Origin of the sequence: Methanofollis formosanus (assembly GCF_019633745.1) — an archaeon.
Taxonomy (GTDB): domain Archaea; phylum Halobacteriota; class Methanomicrobia; order Methanomicrobiales; family Methanofollaceae; genus Methanofollis; species Methanofollis formosanus.
The window spans coordinates 373,146-394,166 of sequence record NZ_CP037968.1 but is presented as its reverse complement, the minus strand read 5'-3'; the positions used below and the strand labels follow the sequence as shown (position 1 = coordinate 394,166).

Here is a 21,021-nt window from a genome sequence, read left to right as displayed (position 1 = left end):
CATTTTCTCTGCTGTCTCGCTCATTCCACCATCGTAACCAGCATATTGTAGCAGTTCATTTTCATCTTCACCCCCATTATCATACCCTCCTTTGAATTAACCCTCACAGACTCCCCGAATATTCTTTTTGCACTGGAAAGCACGCTTTCAACCTTCCATCTCATCCCATAGCCATTCTCTTCTGCCCATTCTTGATATCCCCCAAATCGTACTCGCTCCCGTACGCATTCGGCACGATAGGGCGATCCCGTGGATCTGGTCGCTGTATCGGCCAGCGTCTCGATGCCCAAGCGGATTTGCCGTTTTTCGAGAGTATTGAAGATCTCGTTTCGGTCATAGGCCCCGTCTGCAAGGATCTGGTGGATGGAATGCTCACCGCCACAGTGCTGCTGGACCTGATCGAGGAGAGGAATACACGGTGTATCATCCTGAACTGATTCATCGGGGACCTCCAGGCCAAGGATCTGATTCGTCTTGACGCCGATCATGACATGGACCTTGATCCATCCGCGCCGGACCCTCCACTTCTCCCGCATCCGCTCCCCGTGATTGGTGACTTTGATCCCGGTGCTATCGACAGCGATGATGACATTGCGTGAGAGGATCGTCGGATCGACCGGAAGGGAGAGATCAAGACGTTTGATCCAGCAGAAAAGGATTGTATAATCGGCTGAAACAAACAAGGGAATAAAGACCGAAAGTTTCCAGGTAATACCCTCCATCTGGCGATAGGGCATCTGGAGAAAGACATGAATCAAACCCATCCACATGATGAAGGGTTCGGGATAGCGAAACGGACAACCAAACTTACCGGCGTTCATCAGGGAAAGAAGAGCATCCCACCGGTCGATGAAGTCAAGTGAGAGGTAAAATTCACCCCGGCGAACCAGACGCTCATTATATATACTCCAGTCACGTGTATGGGTATACGGGGGGCTCCATTGTTCGTTCTTTGGCACGCGGGAAGGACAGGGCCTCTGGCATATTCGATCTTTGGGTCACGTAACGGCACTTCTCAAGGAGATTCGCAAAGGAGGTTAAAATGATGAATAATTGGAGAGATCTCAAAAATTGGCTCATTTCTGCTCTACGTTCTGCCAAGGGACAGACAGCAGTGCTCTATAGAAAACTGCTTAACTGGATTAAGACCGCTGAACCCATGACAGTTGTGGGAGAGTCGATCAAACAAATTTTAGAAACTTATAAGCAGAACCCGGCCCAGGCAATCCTTCTCATGGGTACCGTTGGCTTGACAGCATCAATAGTGCCTGTCTGTGTGCCTCTAGCGCTTCAAGGCACATTTGTCCCAGAAATCATTCAGAACTATGTGCGGGCGTATTTGCTTCTCTTCGCAGCCAGCCGGATTGAGATGGCTCTCAGCTCGAACTCTTCGTCGGGCTATGGTCTGAATTCAGGTAAATTTTTCACGAACCCATAGGGCGAGGATCACAGGATCGAATTATCGATCCTCTCTCTTCATCCTTGGAAGGAGGGAGGGTATACCCTAGTGTCAAGTCAATGACGAAAGGTCGCAATTATAATATGCAATGAACAATAGAATATTTTTACCGTGGCAAGATATATCGTGACCCTTAGCCGTGATGAACGTGAGCATCTTTCATCAATTTCCTCTAAAGGGCAGCATTCATCTCAACAAGTTTTGAACGCTCTGATTCTCCTTGGTTGCGATGAAGGCGAATATCAGCCACATCGTTCTACAAACGAAGAACTTTCGCGTGTCCTCAATATCAGCACGCGGAAGATCGATCGGGTGAAGAAGCGTTTTGTCTTTGGCGATCTTGATGACGCGCTGACAAAGAGAAAACCTGATCGAACCTATGATACAAAAATCGACGGTGATTTCGAGGCAAAGTTGATTGCATTAAGTTGCAATGAACCCCCCGAAGGCCATGCTCGTTGGACTCTGCGCTTATTGGCTGACAAAGCAGTTGAACTTGAGTACATCGATGCTATTTCACACGAATCTGTTCGTCAGGTTTTAAAAAAACGAACTGAAACCCTGGAGAAATGAGGGTTGGATAATACCTCCGGGACAAAATAGTACCTTTGTTGCCCACATGGAACAGGTTCTGGATGTATATAAACGTCCCTGGGATCCACGACATCCTATCGTCTGCATGGACGAATCCCCAAAGCAACTCATCGGCGAAACAAGAAAACCCATTCCCTGTTCGCCTGGGAAATCAGCCAAATATGATTTTGAATATCGTCGTTGTGGTACGTGTAATATCTTCCTTGCGTGTGAACCCCTTGCCGGGAAACGGATGGTAAAGATCACCAAACGGAGGACAAAACAAGATTGGGCGCGATTTCTCTAGGAGATTGCCGATGAATATAGGGATGCGGATCAAATCACCCTGGTGATGGATAACCTGAACACACACGCACCGGGATCATTTTATGAGACATATTCCCCTGAAGTAGCAAAAGAACTTTGGGATCGGTTTGAATTTGTTTATACACCGAAACATGGAAGTTGGTTAAATATGGCGGAGATTGAATTGCGCGTACTCTATGGACAATGTCTAAACCGAAGAATCGAGGATATTAATCATGTCCGAAGCGAGGTAAAAGCATGGGAAGAATACAGGAATAACAAAATAGCGCGAGTTAAGTGGAGGTTTACAAAAGATGATGCTCGAATAAAGTTATTGAGACTTTATCCGACATTTGAGGGATGACTGGACACTAGGTTGGAGGCAGGGCCTGATCAATTTTTACAGAAGATTCGTTACACTATCAGCATATCTATGAATGTACATGATTCAACGACGCCACTGTGCGAGAACGGTACAGACAGAGTTCTTGCCCGTCAATGGAACGCCATTGACTGGAGCATCATCAGAGCAACTGTGAATAGACTGCAGATCCGGATTGCAAAGGCGACTATCGAAGGAACTCACTTTCTTCGCGGTTAGCCGCCCCAAACTGGGGTTATGAAGTGCTTGAGCCGTATGAATCGAAAGATTCACGTACGGTTCTTAGAAGGGGAGGGCCGGGCAACTGGCTCTCCCTATTCGACCTATCGATTCAGATCCCAAATTCCTTACAGCTTGCTCTCCCCATAAACCACCAAAAAAACCGGATCATACTTCGGGTTTTTCATCGCGTATGCTTGAGCCCCACGTTCATGCCCGATTCTACAGAGCCGATTTTTTCAGGATTTTCTTAAACCGTCCGAGTAAAGTACTTTCTTCACGTTCCCTGATAGTATCAGATATCAATTTTAAATATTTTTTTAATTGATCATTATTTTGCTCTACTCGGTGCATCTCCTTGAATAGCATATCACGCTTACTGTCGGATAAACTATACAGGGTGTCTATGATATACTGTCCAAAGGGGGAATGAAAATCTCTGTTGCTGTCGGCACAGTATTCTATAAACGAGGAAATGGGTTGATTGTCGAAGCCATGAGTGACGACATGATCCAACTCTTCAAGAAATTTTGTTTCAAATGCAACATTATCCTGAATAAAGTCACCAACGATTCGGAAAAGATCCCGATAATCCTCTTTACTTCGCATATACCATACCAGATTTGGCAAAATCCAGTTGAGAAAATCCATTTTGTCTTCTTTGGAGATATCTCCGATGTGAGGCACCGATAATAACCCTAATCGCTCTTTAAACCTCTGGGCCAATTCCCCGGATTCCCTTTCCCTCTCAATTACCCTCCCAACATCAATTAAGTAAAATTTGGGGGAAACATCACTCTGATTAAGATCATTATTTCCATTGTAGAGTGTGTTGATGAAAGTTAAGGAGTCTCTATCCGGTTTACTTATGGGTAATATTGAACAAACATGTAAAACCAAATCTCGCTTGAGATTGGCATCTGCTATCATCGTATAAATGAGATCAACAGTTTCTTTGAGTTCATGGATTTTTTCGGGCTGCTTAGAAGTTGAATTGATAGAATCTATCCTTCTTGAGAAGATTTTACCTGAATATTGCCAGGAGTAGTCGGTATTCCCATTGACATATCGGTATACATGGTGTAAAAATACCTCCTTTTTAACCAAGGATCGATCATATTGGTATTGATACAGAAGATACATCAGATCGGTCTGCTTATGTGAGAGGAAATAATCATACGCCCGATCATATCCAACATTATCTGCATTTTGCATAACGTCGGTATACATTCTCCAGGTGTAGATTTTCAATTCATTGTTCTCGGAGAAGTATGACATAATACGGCTGATAATCGATAGAAATATCTGTCGGTTTTTCAAGGTAGTTATTGTAATTGTCATACAATGAGATGCAGAATCTGAAGACATCTGACCAACATTCTCAAAGATACGGTCTATCAATCGGGAATACCCGTCTGTTTTTTTCAGATCATCCATCGTGGCGTGTTTTTCATCAATCCCAATGAGGGCCCAGCTGAGGAAAAATGCATTTGGAAATACTTTTTTCGAACCTGTAAGTTTAGAGATCAAATCATCAATCCTGTCGAGGGAGGTGAGGTGATTAATGAGACTGCCATTTAATGTTTTATCAAACGCGAGAATATCATTGTAAACAGACCATATCGTACGATAGATTTCATCTGACCCGGCGGTATCCAGTGTCGAGAGCAGCATGTCAATGAAGAATGTATATGCCTGTGAGGAGTATGTAGTATTATCATCACTTTCTATAGCGGTGCGAATTAATAATTTACATAATTCTTGTTTTGATGCAAGATCATACTCATGAATGATTACATTCCTCGCTGATAACAATCCATTAAACAGACCGATTCTTGTCTTTCCCGTGCCATACTTTGAATCAAAATTAACAGCGCCAGAGATCTTTTCTTTTTTCATCTCACGTTCTTGCGAATTCACGATCTCATAAAGATAGAATGCATCATGCAGTTCTTTATCGGCTTTCGTGTATTGGTAATCGGATAAGAATTCCTGAAAATGCTCAAGATTTTTATATGATAGTGTTAGTGATAAACCCAGTAATTTGAAAAAGCCTTCATCTGTTGGTAGTTCCGGCCATACATGATTCAGGCAGTCAAAAACATGGAAATACCGGATATTGTCAGCAGAGTCCGGAATAAAGGATGTCCCGGTTGGAAGCACTCCATTAATAAGGAAATTCGTACTTCCGGGGGAATATGTATAAGTGCAAAACGGTATCGTATCAAGATTCCGGACAGGAAATGCAAAGTGTATCGCAGCAATCCATTTCGCAATATTCGCCCCCTCATCGAGGATAAGGATCTTCTTCTTCGAGGTATTTTCCGGATTGTTGTATTCAAGGACCGCGGCGATCATCGCAAGATAGATCTCTTCACGGTCATTTCCGATAAATTCCATAATTGAATTAATATCAAGAATCTCGCCGGGTTGAAGATTTGGTATTTCAGGTAAAAAATCGGGTTTTTTAGGCTGGTTTACCTCATCAAATTCTAACCGCTCCCGGAATGTCGGGCTTGAGTAGAGAGAGCAGGGATATTGGTTGAATTCGGATTTATCAATAACAAGAAAATGACTCATGAAGTTCCCGCTTCTTCCGGATTCTCCCATATAATCATGACCAAGATAGGTGGAGAGGCCGATGCAGTATTTCCCCGAAGACAATGTGGTAAACAGGAATGCTTGGGGGAAAAGGGTTTTAATCTCTTGAGGTGTCGGGTTGTTGGGCCGGTCGATGGGTGCACGATAGCCGGACAAAAGACTTTCCAGTTCCCCCATGTCTGTCAAATCGAGCTTCGCTGAATATGACAGGACCTGAAAGCCGGCATTCCTGTCATGTATACCGGTCTTACAGGAGGTGTAAATAATTTGGTTTATCATACGGTTTCCTTCAGCAATGTGATGAGGATTGTGTTCATTTTTTATTTCTCGGGATAACGTTATGGTATGATAACAGCCATAACATCGGGTCTTCAATCCGGTGTGGCCGTATCACATCGATACTCTGACCATTTGGAGTTTTACCCAGAGCAGATAATCCGAAATAAGCGTGCTTTTTAAAATTTATAGACAGTTGTTGGGGGAAGTCCCACCCGCTCCAGTCACTTAGCATTGATTCGATTTCTGCGTGGATATTGTCAGAGTCTGTCTGATCAAATGCATGCAATGATTTATGAGGACTATCTTCAAGGACAATGCACCCCGGCGGTAATAAGGGTTTGAGGGCATCAATTTTCGTAAAGGTTGCTGCGATTGGAATGGGAATCATTTCTGAATCACCAAGGTTATTGGCATCCCTGATCAGGTTACATACCCTGCGAAGGATATCTGCAGGATCTGCCAGGTCTTTGATATCTGTCCCGGAAGATGCATTCACAACAGCAGGATCGGTTTTATCGCGCACATCCTGGATCTGCATCGGGTCGAGGAGAAAAATAATTCCTGATGATTGACCGATATACTTGTTAACAGTGGACATGGTATCCTCATCACTAAGGTCCTCACCTGCTGTATCGAAAAATGTAATATAAACAATTGTGTTATTCCTTTTAAATAGCGATTTGTCGCTGATTGTCATTGCATAAATCAGTGGTCGTTGAGCAGTACTACCAGATACGGTTGAGTTCAGGAGACGGTGAGAGGCAAACAGCGGAGTGTAAAAGTCATTTTTATACCGCTTCTCATGATCGGTATTGATCGGGGAAAAGGATGCATTAAATGAACTTGAAACGTATCTTCTCATCTGATCGATTAGTACTGCAATAAAATGTGATTTTCCGGTATTTTTTGCTCCAATAACTGAGATGATAATTCCTTTGTGCTGATCGATCTCCCGGGGTAATTCGTTATGGCATTGGGGACAGATTCTCTTATAGGATTTCTCATGACATCCCGGACAGACTGCATCTGTCGGCATACTGAAAAATCCTTTTGACGAAGGGGCAATAACCTTGCCAAGCAATCGGGCAGAATTCTCATTACCGGTCTCATACAATGCAATTTTTTTGTCCTGTTCAGCTGGACAGTTGGTATTCCCACACCGGAAAAGGACATCGGTCATCTTGTTTTTTGAGAAACAATATGGACATATATACGTCGCCATTTAGGTACTCCTCCTGAACTTAATTGGTACGGTGTTTCTCCGGATTTTTTGCAATCAGAGAAAAATCGTTGTAATCCTCATTCTTTTCAAAAAATAACTTCAGCCTCATATCCCGTGCCCCGTCTTCAAAGGTGAAATCATAGATTTTGTTTTTATCCGATAATTTACCTGCCGGAATCGTAGCGAGCATGGTTCCCTGCTCTTTTTGCAAGGGAGCTACCCGATCTCTCCCGACTAATACCATCACAGGCAATTCCCAGGCTGGCTGATCGCATTCTGCTGTAATCGAACAAGAATATTTTTTTGAAAAGAAACCTTTGGACAGTGCGATATCATATTTGACGAGGGACTTTTTTGAGCCTTTCAGGGTATACTTTATCGCATCAGAATAGACTTCTTCATTATTCTGAACATATACTGAGAAAATGCTGATGAAGAATCTCTTGCCTTCTACATATCTGAATTTTATTGCATTTTCTCGCCCATATTGCTCTTTGGTGGTGGGAATCTTAACAGCTGCCGGATCATTTACATCAACGGGATACGTATCATTGCGATATAAACAACAGACTTTGGTAATTTTTTCCGGCCATTCGAATTCAATCAATATCCTGTTATTATAGATCTTCCCGGTAAGATTCCTGACACATCCCACTTTCGATACCCGCAGAGATACTCCAACGACCGAACTATTCGGTGTCCTGATCACTGGGACGATATAATTAATGAAATCAACCAACCTGAACCTGGCGGAAGTGGGGGTATGTGACAGGAAAGGAATGTGTGTGTAATGCAGGGTAAGTTCCTCATCTGAAATGACGGATCCCGCCCGGGATTCCGCGGTTTTTGATAAATAGAAACTGACCTGTCCAGGGGAAACAGGAGCCCAGGTTGCTTCATACGTATCACCATCGATTTTCGTAATATTTTTTATTTCAACCGGATCTGGAGGTTGCGTTGGCGTTGCAGAGAATCGGTATCCCGGCGACCAGACCTCGTTTTTCCCATCCGAATACTTCACACAGACAATGTAACCGTAGGTTACATCATTTTCAACTGAAGTGTCAGAGAAACTGCTCTTTGATATACATCCTATGGGGGTCCCGTCTCTGGCCATAGCGGGGGGGGCGTTTTGCTTTCTCCAGATACCTATACTCTGAGAATTATTCGGAACCTTCCAGGTTACGGTGATTTTCCTGCTTTCTGGCGATATGCTCACATTGGAAACATCAGCAAAATTGACCACTGCGGTACTTGTCGATACAGGTGATGAGTATATCCCCGCCCTGAATGAGAAAACCGAATAAAAATACCGTATTCCCGGCTCAGTTTTTTTATCAAGGAAATGGCATGAACGCTCGTCCTGAATTAAATCCCCGTCAGTGGGTGAGAGAGGAAGGGTGTCCTGTTTGCGAACAATGTGGTAAATAACATTTCCTGCAGAAACGCTCGCTTTCCAGGAGAGTGTATTAGTACACTCACGTGTATCCGATACAGAGGTTAGCGCTGTCGGGGGAGCCACAGGATACTGTTTGAGAACGAGGTTGATTTCAGGATGATCTTTGCACTCTTCAAAGGCTTTTGAACAAAAATCGATAATTTCTCCCTCATCGTTTGTACTACGGGCCTTTCGAATCCACTCTTCAGCGGTTTTTATATGTTCATTAATTTCATTCTCGATTGAAGTATCTGAATAACCAGGAACCGTTTGTTGGATTGTTTTAAGCTCTGCTTTTGCACTATGATATTGCTTTTCACGAATTTTTTCTTTTAAACCCTTTACTTTATCTTCACATCTTTTACGCAGGACTGCAAGGTTTTCAATGATTTTCTTTGTCCGATCATTTCCCGGCCAATATTCATCTGCCTTTTTTAATTTCAGGTTGGCATTATCAAAATCCATCTGCTCTAATGCTCTCTCAGCAGCATCACATAACCCGCCTACGAGCCGCATCTTTGAAATTTCAAAGGCACACTTTTTACAATTATTGTTACTGTGATCGTTAACTGTCCCGCATTTCGGGCAGCTGATCACGAGCGGATTACCACATTTTGTGCATATTATCGCCGTTTGATCCGGGATATATGCTACACCACAAAAAAAACACTGATGGATTTTTTGTACGAGGTCATCAGTTGGAAGGGCAAAAGTGTATCTTTTCTTTATACAATAGTCAACAAATACGCTTCTTGCTTCTTCACTGGAATTAACTACCTCTGTTAATTTTTTGATGATACTAAAAACAGTGTTCCCATTCGTAAGATTGTTATCACTGATTTTTCCGAGGTCATCTATCTGGGCATAGATCCCTTTCAGTTTCTGCCCCTCCAGATAATTATCATATTTTTTCTTCTCAGTTTCATTGGTAAACAGGACCACGCATTGGGCACACAAGTTCTTGATAATAATATTTTCATCGGATGCTATCCCCAGCCGCTGGTATTCCTGGGTCTTTGCTACCGCATTTTTCCGTAATTCGTCGGCTGATGCTCCCTTCAGTTCGGGTTTATTGGTGATGAACACTATGAATTCATATAAGGTATTGATCGGGGGATTTGCACAATGGAACTGGTTGTAATTTTTCAGATTATCCTCTACCTGCCGGATAATGACCGGATTGGGTTCCTGTTTTGAATCTCGGCTTGTTGAGGCCTGATTCTCAGTAATCTTAACAGTGATTCGCTTTTCAATGGTTTTTTTGTTAAATCCGAATTTTTTGGATAATCCATCAATCTCTTTTTGTTCAATATATCCTTTTACTGAAAGCTGGGCCAGAAGGGAATCCAGTTCAGCGAATTCGATCTTGTTAATTTCGTTGAGATGATTCAACCGGGAATTCGGATCGAGCATTACTTTCTTGATTTCATCGAGTTTGCTGATGAGCAGAGAATATTTCTGGGGATTCGGACTGCTTAAGGTCAACTGGTTCCATTCTGCCCGTTTTTTTTCGATTGCTGCATTAATCACTGCTGTATCAGTTTCCGGTGGATCGAAGGTTAATCCCAGCAATTTGAAGTAATTATCTTTCATTTTCACACCAGAGGGAGGATCAATTACTTTCAGTCCGTTCTTCAATTCAGCAATTGTACATTGTTACCAGGTTCATGTTCTGTAATCGCTTGTGCTATCTTTGATAATGACGAAGAGAGATCGTTCAGATTTGTGAATAATGCACTTTCATCAGTCGATGATATCTTTCTGAGAAATTCTTTATCCGCACTTCCAAAACCGATAGCGATTACCTGAATTCCTGCCTTATGACAGTTATTTGCCTGTACGATAGCATGCCTCTGGCATTGCCAGACACCATCTGTCAGGACAATGACGAAGACCGGGTGTTCATCCGCAGATCTCAGCAGCAGCAGGTTTTTCATAGTTGAACGGGTCTGCGTACCGAGACACTGTGTAAATGGCTCCGCAGAATTACCATACCCTACCATGGACATTCTCCATGAATCGATGCCACGTGTTATTGCTTTGATATCATGGGTTGGCTCCAGGATAACCCGGACAGAGTCTGCAAACACAATTAATCCAATATCCGTACAGGAAAGATCCATCTCCTTAACAAAATTATGGGCAGCTTTTTTGGCTTCAGCCAGAGGCTGACCGGACATGCTTCCGGACAGATCAATGGCAAAGAAGACGGTAGTCATCTCACTTTTTCTCTGTGCAAGCGCTAATTCCTTCGGGGACTGATTAACCCATGACATGTCGGCGGGAATTTCTTCGATCCGAAGAGCAAGGGGCTTTCCGGTCTCACGTTGAACTGCAGATACCTCCACCGTTCCATTCTGGGTATAATGATAGGATATATCCAGAACAGACTTTGATTTTCCTGTGTATTCAATGCCAGAAAAAACATATTTTCCTAAAATCGAGCAGTCCATGGGGCATTCACTCTCACCCTGAAGCATGAAAACCTCAACCTCGTGCGTCCCACTTTTTTTTGTACTGATGGAGAACGGTCGCGTCTGAGTACCAGGAATCGGATTATTCTTCTTTAAAATAATCCGGTTAACAAATTTTGTGTTATCTTCATTTGCGGCGATTATTCCAAGACTATGGGAAATTACATCCCGTATGGCCTTTGCCCCGGGAAGGCCGTACGATGTTGGACCGGAGGTACATCTCATGGATGTACCTGAAGGAAGAGACATAAGGGACTTCCCGTCCAGATCGATGTTTGCCCGAATGGCTGCTCCCAAGGCAACGGCTTCATCAACATTAACACCGGTTAACGGTTCCCTGCCCATCATCTTCCGGATATACTCAGGAACCATCGGCATACGTGTAGAGCCGCCAATAAGGAGGACCCCGTCGATCCCGCTCCAGGTCAGAGGCCCGTTATGGGAAAGATTTGCTTCTTCAAGTAATCCCTCGGTCAGACTTCGGGTCTGGTTCATGAGATGTGAAGTGATGTTTGCAAACTGGGCCCGGGAAATCTCATACGTACTGGTTTTTCCGGAACAGGAGAGTGAAATTATTGTGTTTTCTGCCGAACTTAATCGCTTTTTTGCTTTTTCAATGGCGACCATCAGTTCATTATAATCGACATGTTCCTCGAAAATATCGATATTATATTCTTCGAGAAAGCAGTTCGCAAGATATCGTGCAATTGCATCGTCCCAGTTTTTACCACCAAGTTCATGATCCCCGTCTGTTCCAAGGATGGTGATCGCATCCGCGGATACCTTTGCAAGGGTGACATCAAACGTTCCTCCCCCCAGATCATAGACCAGGATTGTCATATCATGGTTCTGCTTGTTCAGCCCATACGCAAATACAGCTGCCGTGGGTTCGTTGACAATACAGATCACATTTACTCCTGCACGTTTCCCGGCGCGGATAGTGGCTTTCCGTTGGCTGTTGTTGAAATATGCCGGGACAGTTATAACGGCATCCGTGATCTTCTGGGAGATTACGTCCTCCGCTTCCTTAATGAGGTGTTCAAGAAGGATGGCTGAAAGTGCTTCAGCATCATAGGTTTTCCCATGATATGTTACCTGGAAGTGCGGATCTCCCATCCGTCGTTTAAAAAAAGCAATTGCATCGGGATCACCGTCAGACTGAAGATCCTTGGCTTCTTCGCCGCAGATGACACCGGTATCATGGAAGCATAATACCGATGGTGTAATATTGTTGTCATATCTGTTTTTGATGATCCTGGGACGACCTGATCTTTCGTCAACATACGCAACGGCGGAGAACGTTGTCCCCAGATCAATTCCAACCCGCAAGCCCATAGATATACCTCTTTATGGGTGAAAATTTCGATAAAGTGAAGAGGGATCAGATAACCTTGATACCTTTATTGCGCTCCTTGATCTCATCCAGCTGGGCCTTGGAAAGGCTGCTCTTCCGCTCTATCGTTGCAGTCACTGAACGATTTCCGGTAAGATCCAGTGCAAAAATTTCCAGAATCCCATTTTCATTGAGTTTGAAGGTGATTTTTATAGGTGCACCCTCGGGCAGGTTCGGGGGAAGGGAAAGTTCTGTCTGACCAATTACGAGACTTTCAGCGTCTTTGGGGAGATCGATCTCGGTTTCATAACTTGAATGTTCGTAAATTTTAATGCTTGCAGAAGCCTGGTTCGGATCTTCGGTCCCATAAGTTCGACTCGCATCTATCGGAATGGAAGAGTCTCGCATAATCAGGTTTGAGATAATGGGTTTTTTCTGTTTATCGAGTGCCTCAACACCAAACGTCTTACTTGTCACATCAGTGATTGTGGGTAACTGATCGCCGTTTCCGTACCGAATGGGGGGCAGGCTTTGCATCTGTTCATCACCTGTCGTCGGGGGAGTAGGATCAACCTTCTTCTTCATGACCGCATATAACGCAGCACCTTTGGCAACGGCCGCATCAGGATCCTGCAGTTTGGGCTCCATGCCATATTTTTCTTTCACAGCCTCCATAACCTGGGGCATCCGGCAAGACCCTCCTACCAGGATGACTTCATCGAATTTACTGATCCCTTTTTCCTTCGCTTGTTTGATTACATCATCTGTAAGGGAAATTACCTGGTTGAGTAAGTTAGCCGTAAGGGCATTGAATTTCTCCCGGCTCAGTTCAACTCTTGCACGTGTCCCATCATGCTGGACGGTTACTGTTGTTGTTTCTTTTCTGCTTAACTGGATCTTAGCCTTTTCCGCGGATCCCCGTAACGATTGCAGCGTTTCGAGATTCTCGGTAATATCATCAGTGCATCCAGTCTGGTTTGAAAACTCATCTGTGAGATATTGTATGATACTGTCATCCCAATTCTTGCCACCGAGGTAATAATCCCCACCGGTGCAGATGGTGTCAATGGATTTTCCGACCTTCAGAACGGTCACATCAAATGTCCCGCCACCAAGGTCCAAGACCAGGAGCACTTTTTCTGCTCCTCCTAATGTTGCGCCATAGGACAGAGCGGCCGCGGTGGGTTCATTGATGATTGCTAGGACATTGAAACCCGCAAGGATCCCGGCTTGTATCGTAGAATTCTTTTCCGCATCACCAAAATATGCCGGACAGGTAATTACCACATCCGTCACCGGTGAGCCCAGTTCCATTTCTGCATTCTGGGCAACCTTTTTGAGAATATATGAGGAGATCTCTTCAGGAGATATCGGTCTTCCTTCGAGGTTGTATACTTCCTGAATCTTACCAATCTGCCGTTTTACGAATTGGACCGTCTTTTGTGGTTCGATCTCTGCGATATCCTTTGCGACCTCGCCCACGACAATATTTTGTGCAGATTCAAAGTACACAACCGACGGGGTTGTAGGCGTTCCTTCGGAATTGTTCACAATTACAGGCCTTCCAGTTTCATCGACATATGCAATACAGGAATAGGTAGTCCCAAGATCAATGCCAAACAGCTTTAGTAATTCAGACATGTTTACCTCCCTAATTCGATTGTGTTGTTTCAGGACCAGGATCAGCGCTTTGTGTCTTCGATTCTTCGAAATAATACACATCTACTTTCTGTGGAGAGATTACCTGACCATTATATATGTAGCCACTGCATATACTCCGGGCAATAATCCCCGCGAGATCCTTGTTACTTGTTACCAGACGATTGATCACTTTCTGTTTTACCGGAATGAAATGGGTTCCAGCCTTTTCTTCAAAAATCTCAACACCGTGCTCTTCCAATAAATCTGCCAGATCAAGACTGTAATCCGAAAAAGCTTTGATTGGAACCATACCGTCAGGATATTTTTTATTGAGATCAGTCTCCATCCTGTGCATATTATCCCTGATACGAAGTATATCAACCAGAACAGGCCGGACCAGGTTTTTGTAGAGATCTGATTTCAGCTTCTGTAATTCTTCATGCATTTTATCGATCAGCTTCTCTTTTTGTTCATCCTGGGAGAAACGGGTCTTGAATAATATGTTCTGTTCTTTTACTAGCTCAATCAGCTGCTCTTCACGCCGGGCAGATTCTGCCAGTTCATGCTGTAACTTTTGGATCTGTTCGAAAATTTTCTCTTCATTACCTGAGACTCTGCCAGACAATCCCGGATCAGATTTTGTACCCGGGGCAAAACTTATGTCAGGATCGCCATTCTGTGTGGGGGATCCAGGTGTCCTCCCCGGATCTGCGTTATCTTGGATCGAAGAATAGGTGTCCTCGTTTTCACGAGAGAGTACGCTCTTATCGGGCAGAATCTCCACATCCGTCGGACTCTGTCGTAAATGGTTTTGTTCAGTCATTTTCAGGTTACCTCCAGCCTTTTGCAATATCCCGATCAATAAATGAGAAGAGCCATCTCATAGGGACCATTACATGCGATGGTCTCATGGGCCCTTGCCCGATCGAATGACCGAGAGCACTACAATCGAAGAATTTATTGGTCTTGAATTTCATCTCTATTGTCTGGACCAGATTCCCCAGCCCGTTCTGGCGGAGGAACTCTCTGCAGGCAATATCCTGCGCGTCACTTTCTGTGAGCTTCTTTTTTGAATTCCGTGCGATAATCTCTGCTAACGCCGTATTATCAAATAATTTTTGTAATCCGCCAATGTCAGTTTTGTTAATTACCACTGCTATAGGTACTTTTGAGAGAGCACTTGGTGAAAGTCCTGCAATATCCTGAAGTTTCTGAATAAAAATGTCCAGTGCATCATTTGGATTAGTCTGGCTTATCTGAGCCCTATCAGCAGGAGAAATTTTTGAGAAGTAATCATTTAGGATATCCGGGCAGGAAAATGGATCGATAAGAAAGACAATCCCATGACAATACTGGTATTGCTTCTGCAACCGGTCTTCTGTTTCACCTCCGAATACTTCACCGGCAATGTCATAAATGAAGAATAATTTTTCGGGATACCAGAGGTTATCTTTGCTCTTCAAAAAAAAATTGATTGATATTGCACTTTTATCCGTAGTTTTTCGTACATTTCCTTTAGAATAGTTTTCGACAATATTTTCCAGAAGTAGTTGCTTTTCTTTACTGTAATGCTCAATCTCCCAATTGCTTGCAGGAACAACGGATACAGCAAAATCTCTTATAAACGCGGTGATGAACATCGTTTTTCCAACCGCAGAACCACCAATAACCGGAACACAAATTGGTTTTGATTCCTTACCATAAATGGGAGAGCCGCAGGCAGGACAGATCGCTTTCAGGTCACGTCTCCCGTTGAAAAACGTGGTAGGAATTATTGTGCCACATTGGCATTCGCGTTTGAGGATGCCATAGACTCCGGGAGTTAACCGTGTGTGTTCCACTCCGCAGTTGGGGCACAGATATGTCGGAATCAGGTACTCAGAACATTTCGTGCAGACCGTGCATGGTGAAAAGATTTTATTCCAGATAAGATAGAGTCGGTCTACCCCCCACATTATTAAAAAAGCAATATATATAATGACCATGACGCAGAGGAGGATAAGTATGTGCACGAGACTTAAAAATAGAGTCACAATTGTACCTACGACAATAACAGAAAGTATTGCAATAACGTACATAACAATGTAGAATAATTTTTCCAAGGCCCCAGTATCCGTATCACTTAATTTCTGTGATAATTTTGACCAGAAACCAGTTATGGATATCTTGTTATTTATCCAAGCACCTTTAATTGAATTATATAAATCAGAGTATCCTTTCTCAAAATAATAACTTTTGCGTGCAGGTTGGACCATCATAATCGCACCAAAAATGTGGGTTCTCACTTATCTGACTGCCACATTGCTTCTGAACGATTTATAATAATTTGACATCGCGGTTCCGCCGCCAAAAAGGGCACCGGCAATCGAACCAATAGTAAGTATCACCGAGATCAGGATTATGATAGCAATCGCAATGATAACGAGGAGTATCAATAACCCTAATCCCTCACCTCCGCCATCTCCCATGAGTGTTCATTTTACTTTCTCTTATTTATACATTTTTAAACATTTTTTATGAGAAGATAAAAAATGGAAAAAACTGCTGGTATGAAAACTGCTCTATGGGTGTGCAAAGCATCCGCTCGACCGGGGTGGCGTAACGAAATTTCTGTAAAAATTGAATTGGCCCTGAATCTAACCTGTCGAGTAGGGACATAGGATTACTCCCACGCGTCCTAACCCGAATTTTGGGCGGCAATATGCGAAAAGTGATGGTCGCGTTTGGCTCTAGGGCGTCTGCCTTCTCATTCTCTCCTTTCGGGCGAGGGGTTTGCATCAAGTTTCACCATGTAGTGTCCACAAATCTTCGTGTCGGCAAATCGGACGAGTTCGATACTCCCATTGAGGTGCTTGAAGCGGGGATTGTTCATTGTTGCAGAGATTTTACCGGAGCAGTGAAGCAGATCATCCAGAAAAGCAATGCTCCCCTCTCTTTTAACCCTGGCTACGGTCTGGATGAGATAGCATATAGTGACCTTAAACATATCCTGCGGCATACGATGATTCTGTTCATTAATGAACATGAGGAGGAGTATATCGCCAGACTCTTCGGTCTGGATGCCTCAGATATCAGGGATCTTGGCCCTGACATTGTCGTAACAACTCTAGGGTCACGGGGGTGCAGAGTCATAACAGAGAGTCATGATGCCCATGTCCCTGCAGTCGCGGCGAAGATGGTCGATCCAACAGGCGCCGGAGATTCGTTCGCTGCTGGATTTCTCTTTGGGTATCAATGGAGCGGATCAGGAATGGTGTTTCTCCTTCCCCACCTGTGAGGGATGTCTGAAGGAAGGGAAGTGCCCGGGCCTCTCCGAAGTCATGGGGTCGGACACGTCCATCATTACTAATCCAGATTAGTACTAATCAGGACTAGGGATTTCGTCGACCAGGAGGAGGAGCGGCAGATACTTGATGAGGAGTGGCATGACTCGCCTCGGCATCGTGGAGCACAAGCTGCCGATCCGGGTGTACGACTGGCCGACATCGAGGGTTTCATGAGAGGTGAATGATGCCTCCTGACGATACCAGAGTGTGATCTCATCAGGTTCGATGAACTCAGCGAAGGCGTCCTCACCTCAACGTCTTCGGCATGAGGACCGACCCGGAATCACGTAGGGATCAATAAAGATCATAACCTTCATCACGTATACCCCCGTATACTCAGGTATGCCCACCGACACCACCGCCATCAAGATCAGGGTCCCCCTCAAGCACCGCCTGGACTCTCTGAAGATCCACCCCAGGGAATCCTACACCGACGTGATCGAGCGGCTCGTGGAGATGGCAGTCGATGACGAACCCCTCAGCGACGCCACCATCAAAGCCATCGAGGAATCCCTCGAAGATATCAAAGCGGGCCGGCTCTATACCCTTGAGCAGGTCATGGCGGAGCTGAAAGACGAATGAGTTATCGCGTCTTCTTCTCCGCGAAGGCCCGCCGTGACATCAAACGTATCCCGAAGGACGACGCCCTCGCGATCGGTGAAGAGTTGATGTCACTCGCCGGGGAGACGGACCCGAAGAGGCATGTGAAGAAGATACAGGGAGGACAGAACCCTCCTTTTTACTCTCTCAGGGTCGGCGAATACCGCGCCATCCTCACCATCGTCGACGACGTGATGGTCATCCACGTGATCGAAGTGGGGCATCGGAGTAAGGTATATCGGAAATATTGACGCTTCTATCATTACCATGGAAAAACTTTTCATGCGGTATGCTTGAGGCGTGCGTTCGCTTCATGCCTGATTCAACTGAAAAAGAACACTGAATAAAATAATCTTCTATCTTTTTCGGGAGAGTATCGAGATCCTGCGTGCGTGCATGACAGAGAAGCCCATGATCGAACTCCTCACCGTTGCCGGCAGGACAAAACGCACCAGGTCCAGGGACCAGATCCTCTGGCCTCTGCTCAATGCCGGGCCTGTCGAGATGACCATCCCCGAGAAACCAGGAAGCGGCAAACGGAGATACCGGGCCACGAAGAATGGACGTGCTCTGATCGGAGAAGATCGTTCATGAATGAACGAATTCCCGGATAAATCTGTTTCAATCCAGAGGATTGTTCAGGCGCCGGATACTTCTGGGATATGCTCGATGTGATCTGTAGTCATCCGTCAAACCGACAGGTCTAAGAAAAGACAGAACAAGATTCATTTCATCAATACTGTCGATGAGGTCGCCTGCGAGATCAGGTCCGGAGTCTCCCCGTCAGGAAATATATTGGATGTGTGATGACACCCAGGATGATTCAGGTGACACGCTACAACCGGTGAAAAGATCTGTGGGCAATAATATCAGTCTCCCGTCGTCACTCATACCAATACCGAATCTGTGATGGCCCCCCCGAAAGAAGCAAGCATCCTTCTGGATGGATTCTCGGTGTGTCTGAATGATTCAATCGATCGAAATGATTGAGGTTTTCTCAAAAAGGAGTCTATCAGAGGAACTCTGGATTCAGCGGAGGAAAGATGGAGAGCAGTAAAAAACTCACGGTCATGGTTTCATCCACGGTCTATGGCATTGAGGAACTCCTGGACCGGATATACACTCTCTTAACGGCATTTGGTTATGAAGTCTGGATGTCGCACAAGGGAACCATGCCGGTCTTTTCAAACTGTTCAGCTTTTGATAACTGCATCGCGGGGGTAACGAACTGCGACCTCTTTCTCGGGCTGATCACTCCTCATTACGGCAGCGGGAAAGATGAGGACGGACTCTCCATCACTCATCAGGAACTGAGAAAAGCCATTGAACTTAACAAGCCCCGTTGGCTTCTAGCCCATGATTATGTGGTTTATGCCAGATCGCTCCTGAACCATCTCGGGTATAACGGAGAGGACGGTCGAAGACAACTTTCACTGAGAAAAAATCAGATCCTGGATGATCTCCGTGTCATCGACATGTATGAAGAAGCCATTCTCTCCCAGAAACCCCTGCAAGACCGGCAGGGCAACTGGGTTCAAAAATTTCGTTCCGATGATGACGCTGCTCTTTTTACCCTGGCACAGTTCTCTCGCTACCAGGAAGTCGAGGCGTTCGTGCATGAAAACTTACGTGACAGTGCACATATTTCTCAAATCATCCATGATAAGGGAGAGCATCCATGAAAATAGAGAATATCAGAGAGGTTCTGCTGCTTGGAGATGACCAGAGCATTGAGATTTTGTCCCGGTGCCGGGATCTTGAACTCATCGGCGCAATAGTCTGTGGTTTTCTCAATACGTCCGGCGGCTCTATTGTATGTGGAGTGGACGATAAGGGGAACATTATCGGCATCGATGACGCCGAGAATGCGGCGAGGGATCTTGAACGTGGACTGTTACATGGTCTTTCTCCTACGGCGCTGGTTTCTGTTCAGGTATATAGAATTGAAGAGGAGACCTTGCTGGTTGTCGAGGTGCCGGCCGGTAAGGATCTGCCATACGCATTTGAGAATGTGATTTTTCTTCGCGAAGGTCAGACCACCCGAAGAGCAAACGTCGAAACGATCCGCGACATGGTGCTCCGCAAACAGGTTGAACCAGAGAGATGGGAAAGGCGTTTTTCTTCCGCCGACATGAAAATCGATCTGGACAGAGATGAAATTCGTTCCGCTATCCATGCTGTGAATAAGACTTCTCGGTTTCAGTTTCGAGATGGTGACAATACGGTCATGGTTCTTGAAGACCTTGCAGTGTGCCGATATGGTCGCCTGACCAATGGCGGCGATGTACTCTTTGGAACCAATCCCGCGATGCGTAACCCCCAGGTCAGGGTACGTGCCGCCTGTTTTACGGCAGACAGGACCGACGACACCTACAGAGATATGAAGTCCTTTGAGGGGCCTCTGGTCCCGGTTTTAGAGAATGTATTCCGTTTTATTCAACGAAACACTCCCACAATATCGCGTTTTGGGAAAGGCAATCTGGAACGCCGGGACGACTCCCTCTATCCAGTGGCGGCGATCAGGGAGGGGTTGGTGAATGCCTTTGTCCACCGGGACTATAGTGATTTTTCCGGAGGGATTGCTGTTTCCATCTATCCCGACCGCCTGGAGATCTGGAACTCCGGTACATTCCCTGAGGGGGTAACCCCTGATGACCTCTCGACCGGTCACATCTCGGTGCTGCGTAACCCGGATATTGCCCATGTACTTTATCTGCGTGGCTTGATGGAGAAGATGGGTCGTGGGAGCGTGATGATCAGGAAGGCCTGTGATGAACACGGTATACCGCTGCCGCGGTGGTCGGAGGACGACCACGGGGTCACTCTAACTTTCTATGCCCCGGAAGTCACCCCGGAAGTCACCCCGGAAGTCACCCCGGAAGTCACCCCGGAAGTCATACGGATGCTTGATGCCTTTGAAGGAGAGATGTCTCGGAAGAACCTCCAGGATATTCTTGGTCTGAAGGACAATGAACACTTCAGGAAAACCTATCTGCTGCCGGCAATCCACGATAATCTGATTGAAATGACGATCCTGGATAAACCTAAGAGCAGTAAGCAGAAATATCGCCTCACTGAGAAAGGACGTGCTCTGATCGGGGGGGACCGATCATGAACGGTTGCCTGATCAGTTCTTGATGGATAATCGGGCGTACTGCCCTCATCGCA

14 protein-coding genes and 2 pseudogenes are annotated in these 21,021 nt (G+C 45.2%); 8 read left to right on the top strand and 8 right to left on the bottom strand.

Annotated features, from left to right (window positions below; genetic code table 11):
- Positions 1-20: 20 nt before the first annotated feature.
- Positions 21-898: pseudogene (locus tag E2N92_RS01635) on the bottom strand (IS5 family transposase).
- 147 nt (positions 899-1,045) lie between these two features.
- On the opposite strand from E2N92_RS01635, the gene E2N92_RS01630 reads away from it, so the two are divergent.
- Positions 1,046-1,438: a hypothetical protein gene (locus tag E2N92_RS01630; RefSeq protein WP_220681965.1), complete on the top strand. Its 393-nt coding sequence runs from the start codon at positions 1,046-1,048 to the stop codon at positions 1,436-1,438.
- Between the two features lie 132 nt (positions 1,439-1,570).
- Positions 1,571-2,702 (top strand): annotated as a pseudogene (locus tag E2N92_RS01625) (IS630 family transposase).
- 459 nt (positions 2,703-3,161) lie between these two features.
- Here the strand turns inward: E2N92_RS01625 and E2N92_RS01620 are convergent.
- From E2N92_RS01620 to E2N92_RS01590, 7 genes are all read right to left on the bottom strand, one after another.
- Positions 3,162-5,819 (bottom strand): GAP1-N2 domain-containing protein, encoded by a 2,658-nt coding sequence (locus E2N92_RS01620; protein ID WP_220681964.1) that lies wholly within the window; start codon positions 5,817-5,819, stop codon positions 3,162-3,164.
- Positions 5,820-5,853: 34 nt separating this feature from the next.
- Positions 5,854-6,999 (bottom strand): TRAFAC clade GTPase domain-containing protein, encoded by a 1,146-nt coding sequence (locus E2N92_RS01615; protein ID WP_220681963.1) that lies wholly within the window; start codon positions 6,997-6,999, stop codon positions 5,854-5,856.
- Positions 7,000-7,060: 61 nt separating this feature from the next.
- Complete coding sequence (locus tag E2N92_RS01610; protein ID WP_220681962.1) at positions 7,061-10,072, bottom strand: hypothetical protein; 3,012 nt, start codon at positions 10,070-10,072, stop codon at positions 7,061-7,063.
- A gap of 41 nt (positions 10,073-10,113) precedes the next feature.
- Positions 10,114-12,288, bottom strand: coding sequence for an Hsp70 family protein (locus tag E2N92_RS01605; protein ID WP_220681961.1), 2,175 nt, complete (start codon positions 12,286-12,288; stop codon positions 10,114-10,116).
- A gap of 46 nt (positions 12,289-12,334) precedes the next feature.
- A complete protein-coding gene (locus E2N92_RS01600; RefSeq protein WP_220681960.1) occupies positions 12,335-13,927 on the bottom strand; it encodes an Hsp70 family protein in 1,593 nt (530 codons plus the stop codon).
- 10 nt (positions 13,928-13,937) lie between these two features.
- The gene (gene grpE, locus E2N92_RS01595; RefSeq protein WP_220681959.1) at positions 13,938-14,750 is read right to left on the bottom strand and encodes a nucleotide exchange factor GrpE; all 813 of its coding nucleotides are present in this window, start codon (positions 14,748-14,750) and stop codon (positions 13,938-13,940) included.
- A gap of 7 nt (positions 14,751-14,757) precedes the next feature.
- On the bottom strand, positions 14,758-16,185 hold the full coding sequence (locus tag E2N92_RS01590; RefSeq protein ID WP_220681958.1) for a hypothetical protein: 1,428 nt from the start codon (positions 16,183-16,185) through the stop codon (positions 14,758-14,760).
- 443 nt (positions 16,186-16,628) lie between these two features.
- Here E2N92_RS01590 and E2N92_RS01585 point away from each other — a divergent pair, with 443 nt between their 5' ends.
- From E2N92_RS01585 to E2N92_RS01560, 6 genes are all read left to right on the top strand, one after another.
- Positions 16,629-17,204 carry a carbohydrate kinase family protein gene (locus E2N92_RS01585; protein ID WP_220681957.1) on the top strand — a complete coding sequence of 192 codons (576 nt, stop codon included), beginning with the start codon at positions 16,629-16,631 and terminating at the stop codon, positions 17,202-17,204.
- 391 nt (positions 17,205-17,595) lie between these two features.
- Positions 17,596-17,835: a DUF7557 family protein gene (locus E2N92_RS01580; RefSeq protein WP_220681956.1), complete on the top strand. Its 240-nt coding sequence runs from the start codon at positions 17,596-17,598 to the stop codon at positions 17,833-17,835.
- Positions 17,832-18,104, top strand: coding sequence for a type II toxin-antitoxin system RelE family toxin (locus E2N92_RS01575; protein WP_220681955.1), 273 nt, complete (start codon positions 17,832-17,834; stop codon positions 18,102-18,104). Before E2N92_RS01580 ends, E2N92_RS01575 begins: the two co-directional genes overlap by 4 nt.
- A gap of 145 nt (positions 18,105-18,249) precedes the next feature.
- Positions 18,250-18,447, top strand: coding sequence for a Fic family protein (locus E2N92_RS01570; RefSeq protein ID WP_220681954.1), 198 nt, complete (start codon positions 18,250-18,252; stop codon positions 18,445-18,447).
- A gap of 449 nt (positions 18,448-18,896) precedes the next feature.
- Complete coding sequence (locus tag E2N92_RS01565) at positions 18,897-19,535, top strand: DUF4062 domain-containing protein (protein ID WP_220681953.1); 639 nt, start codon at positions 18,897-18,899, stop codon at positions 19,533-19,535.
- Entirely contained in the window at positions 19,532-20,968 is a 1,437-nt protein-coding gene (locus tag E2N92_RS01560) for a Fic family protein (protein WP_220681952.1), read from the top strand. Before E2N92_RS01565 ends, E2N92_RS01560 begins: the two co-directional genes overlap by 4 nt.
- Positions 20,969-21,021: the final 53 nt, after the last annotated feature.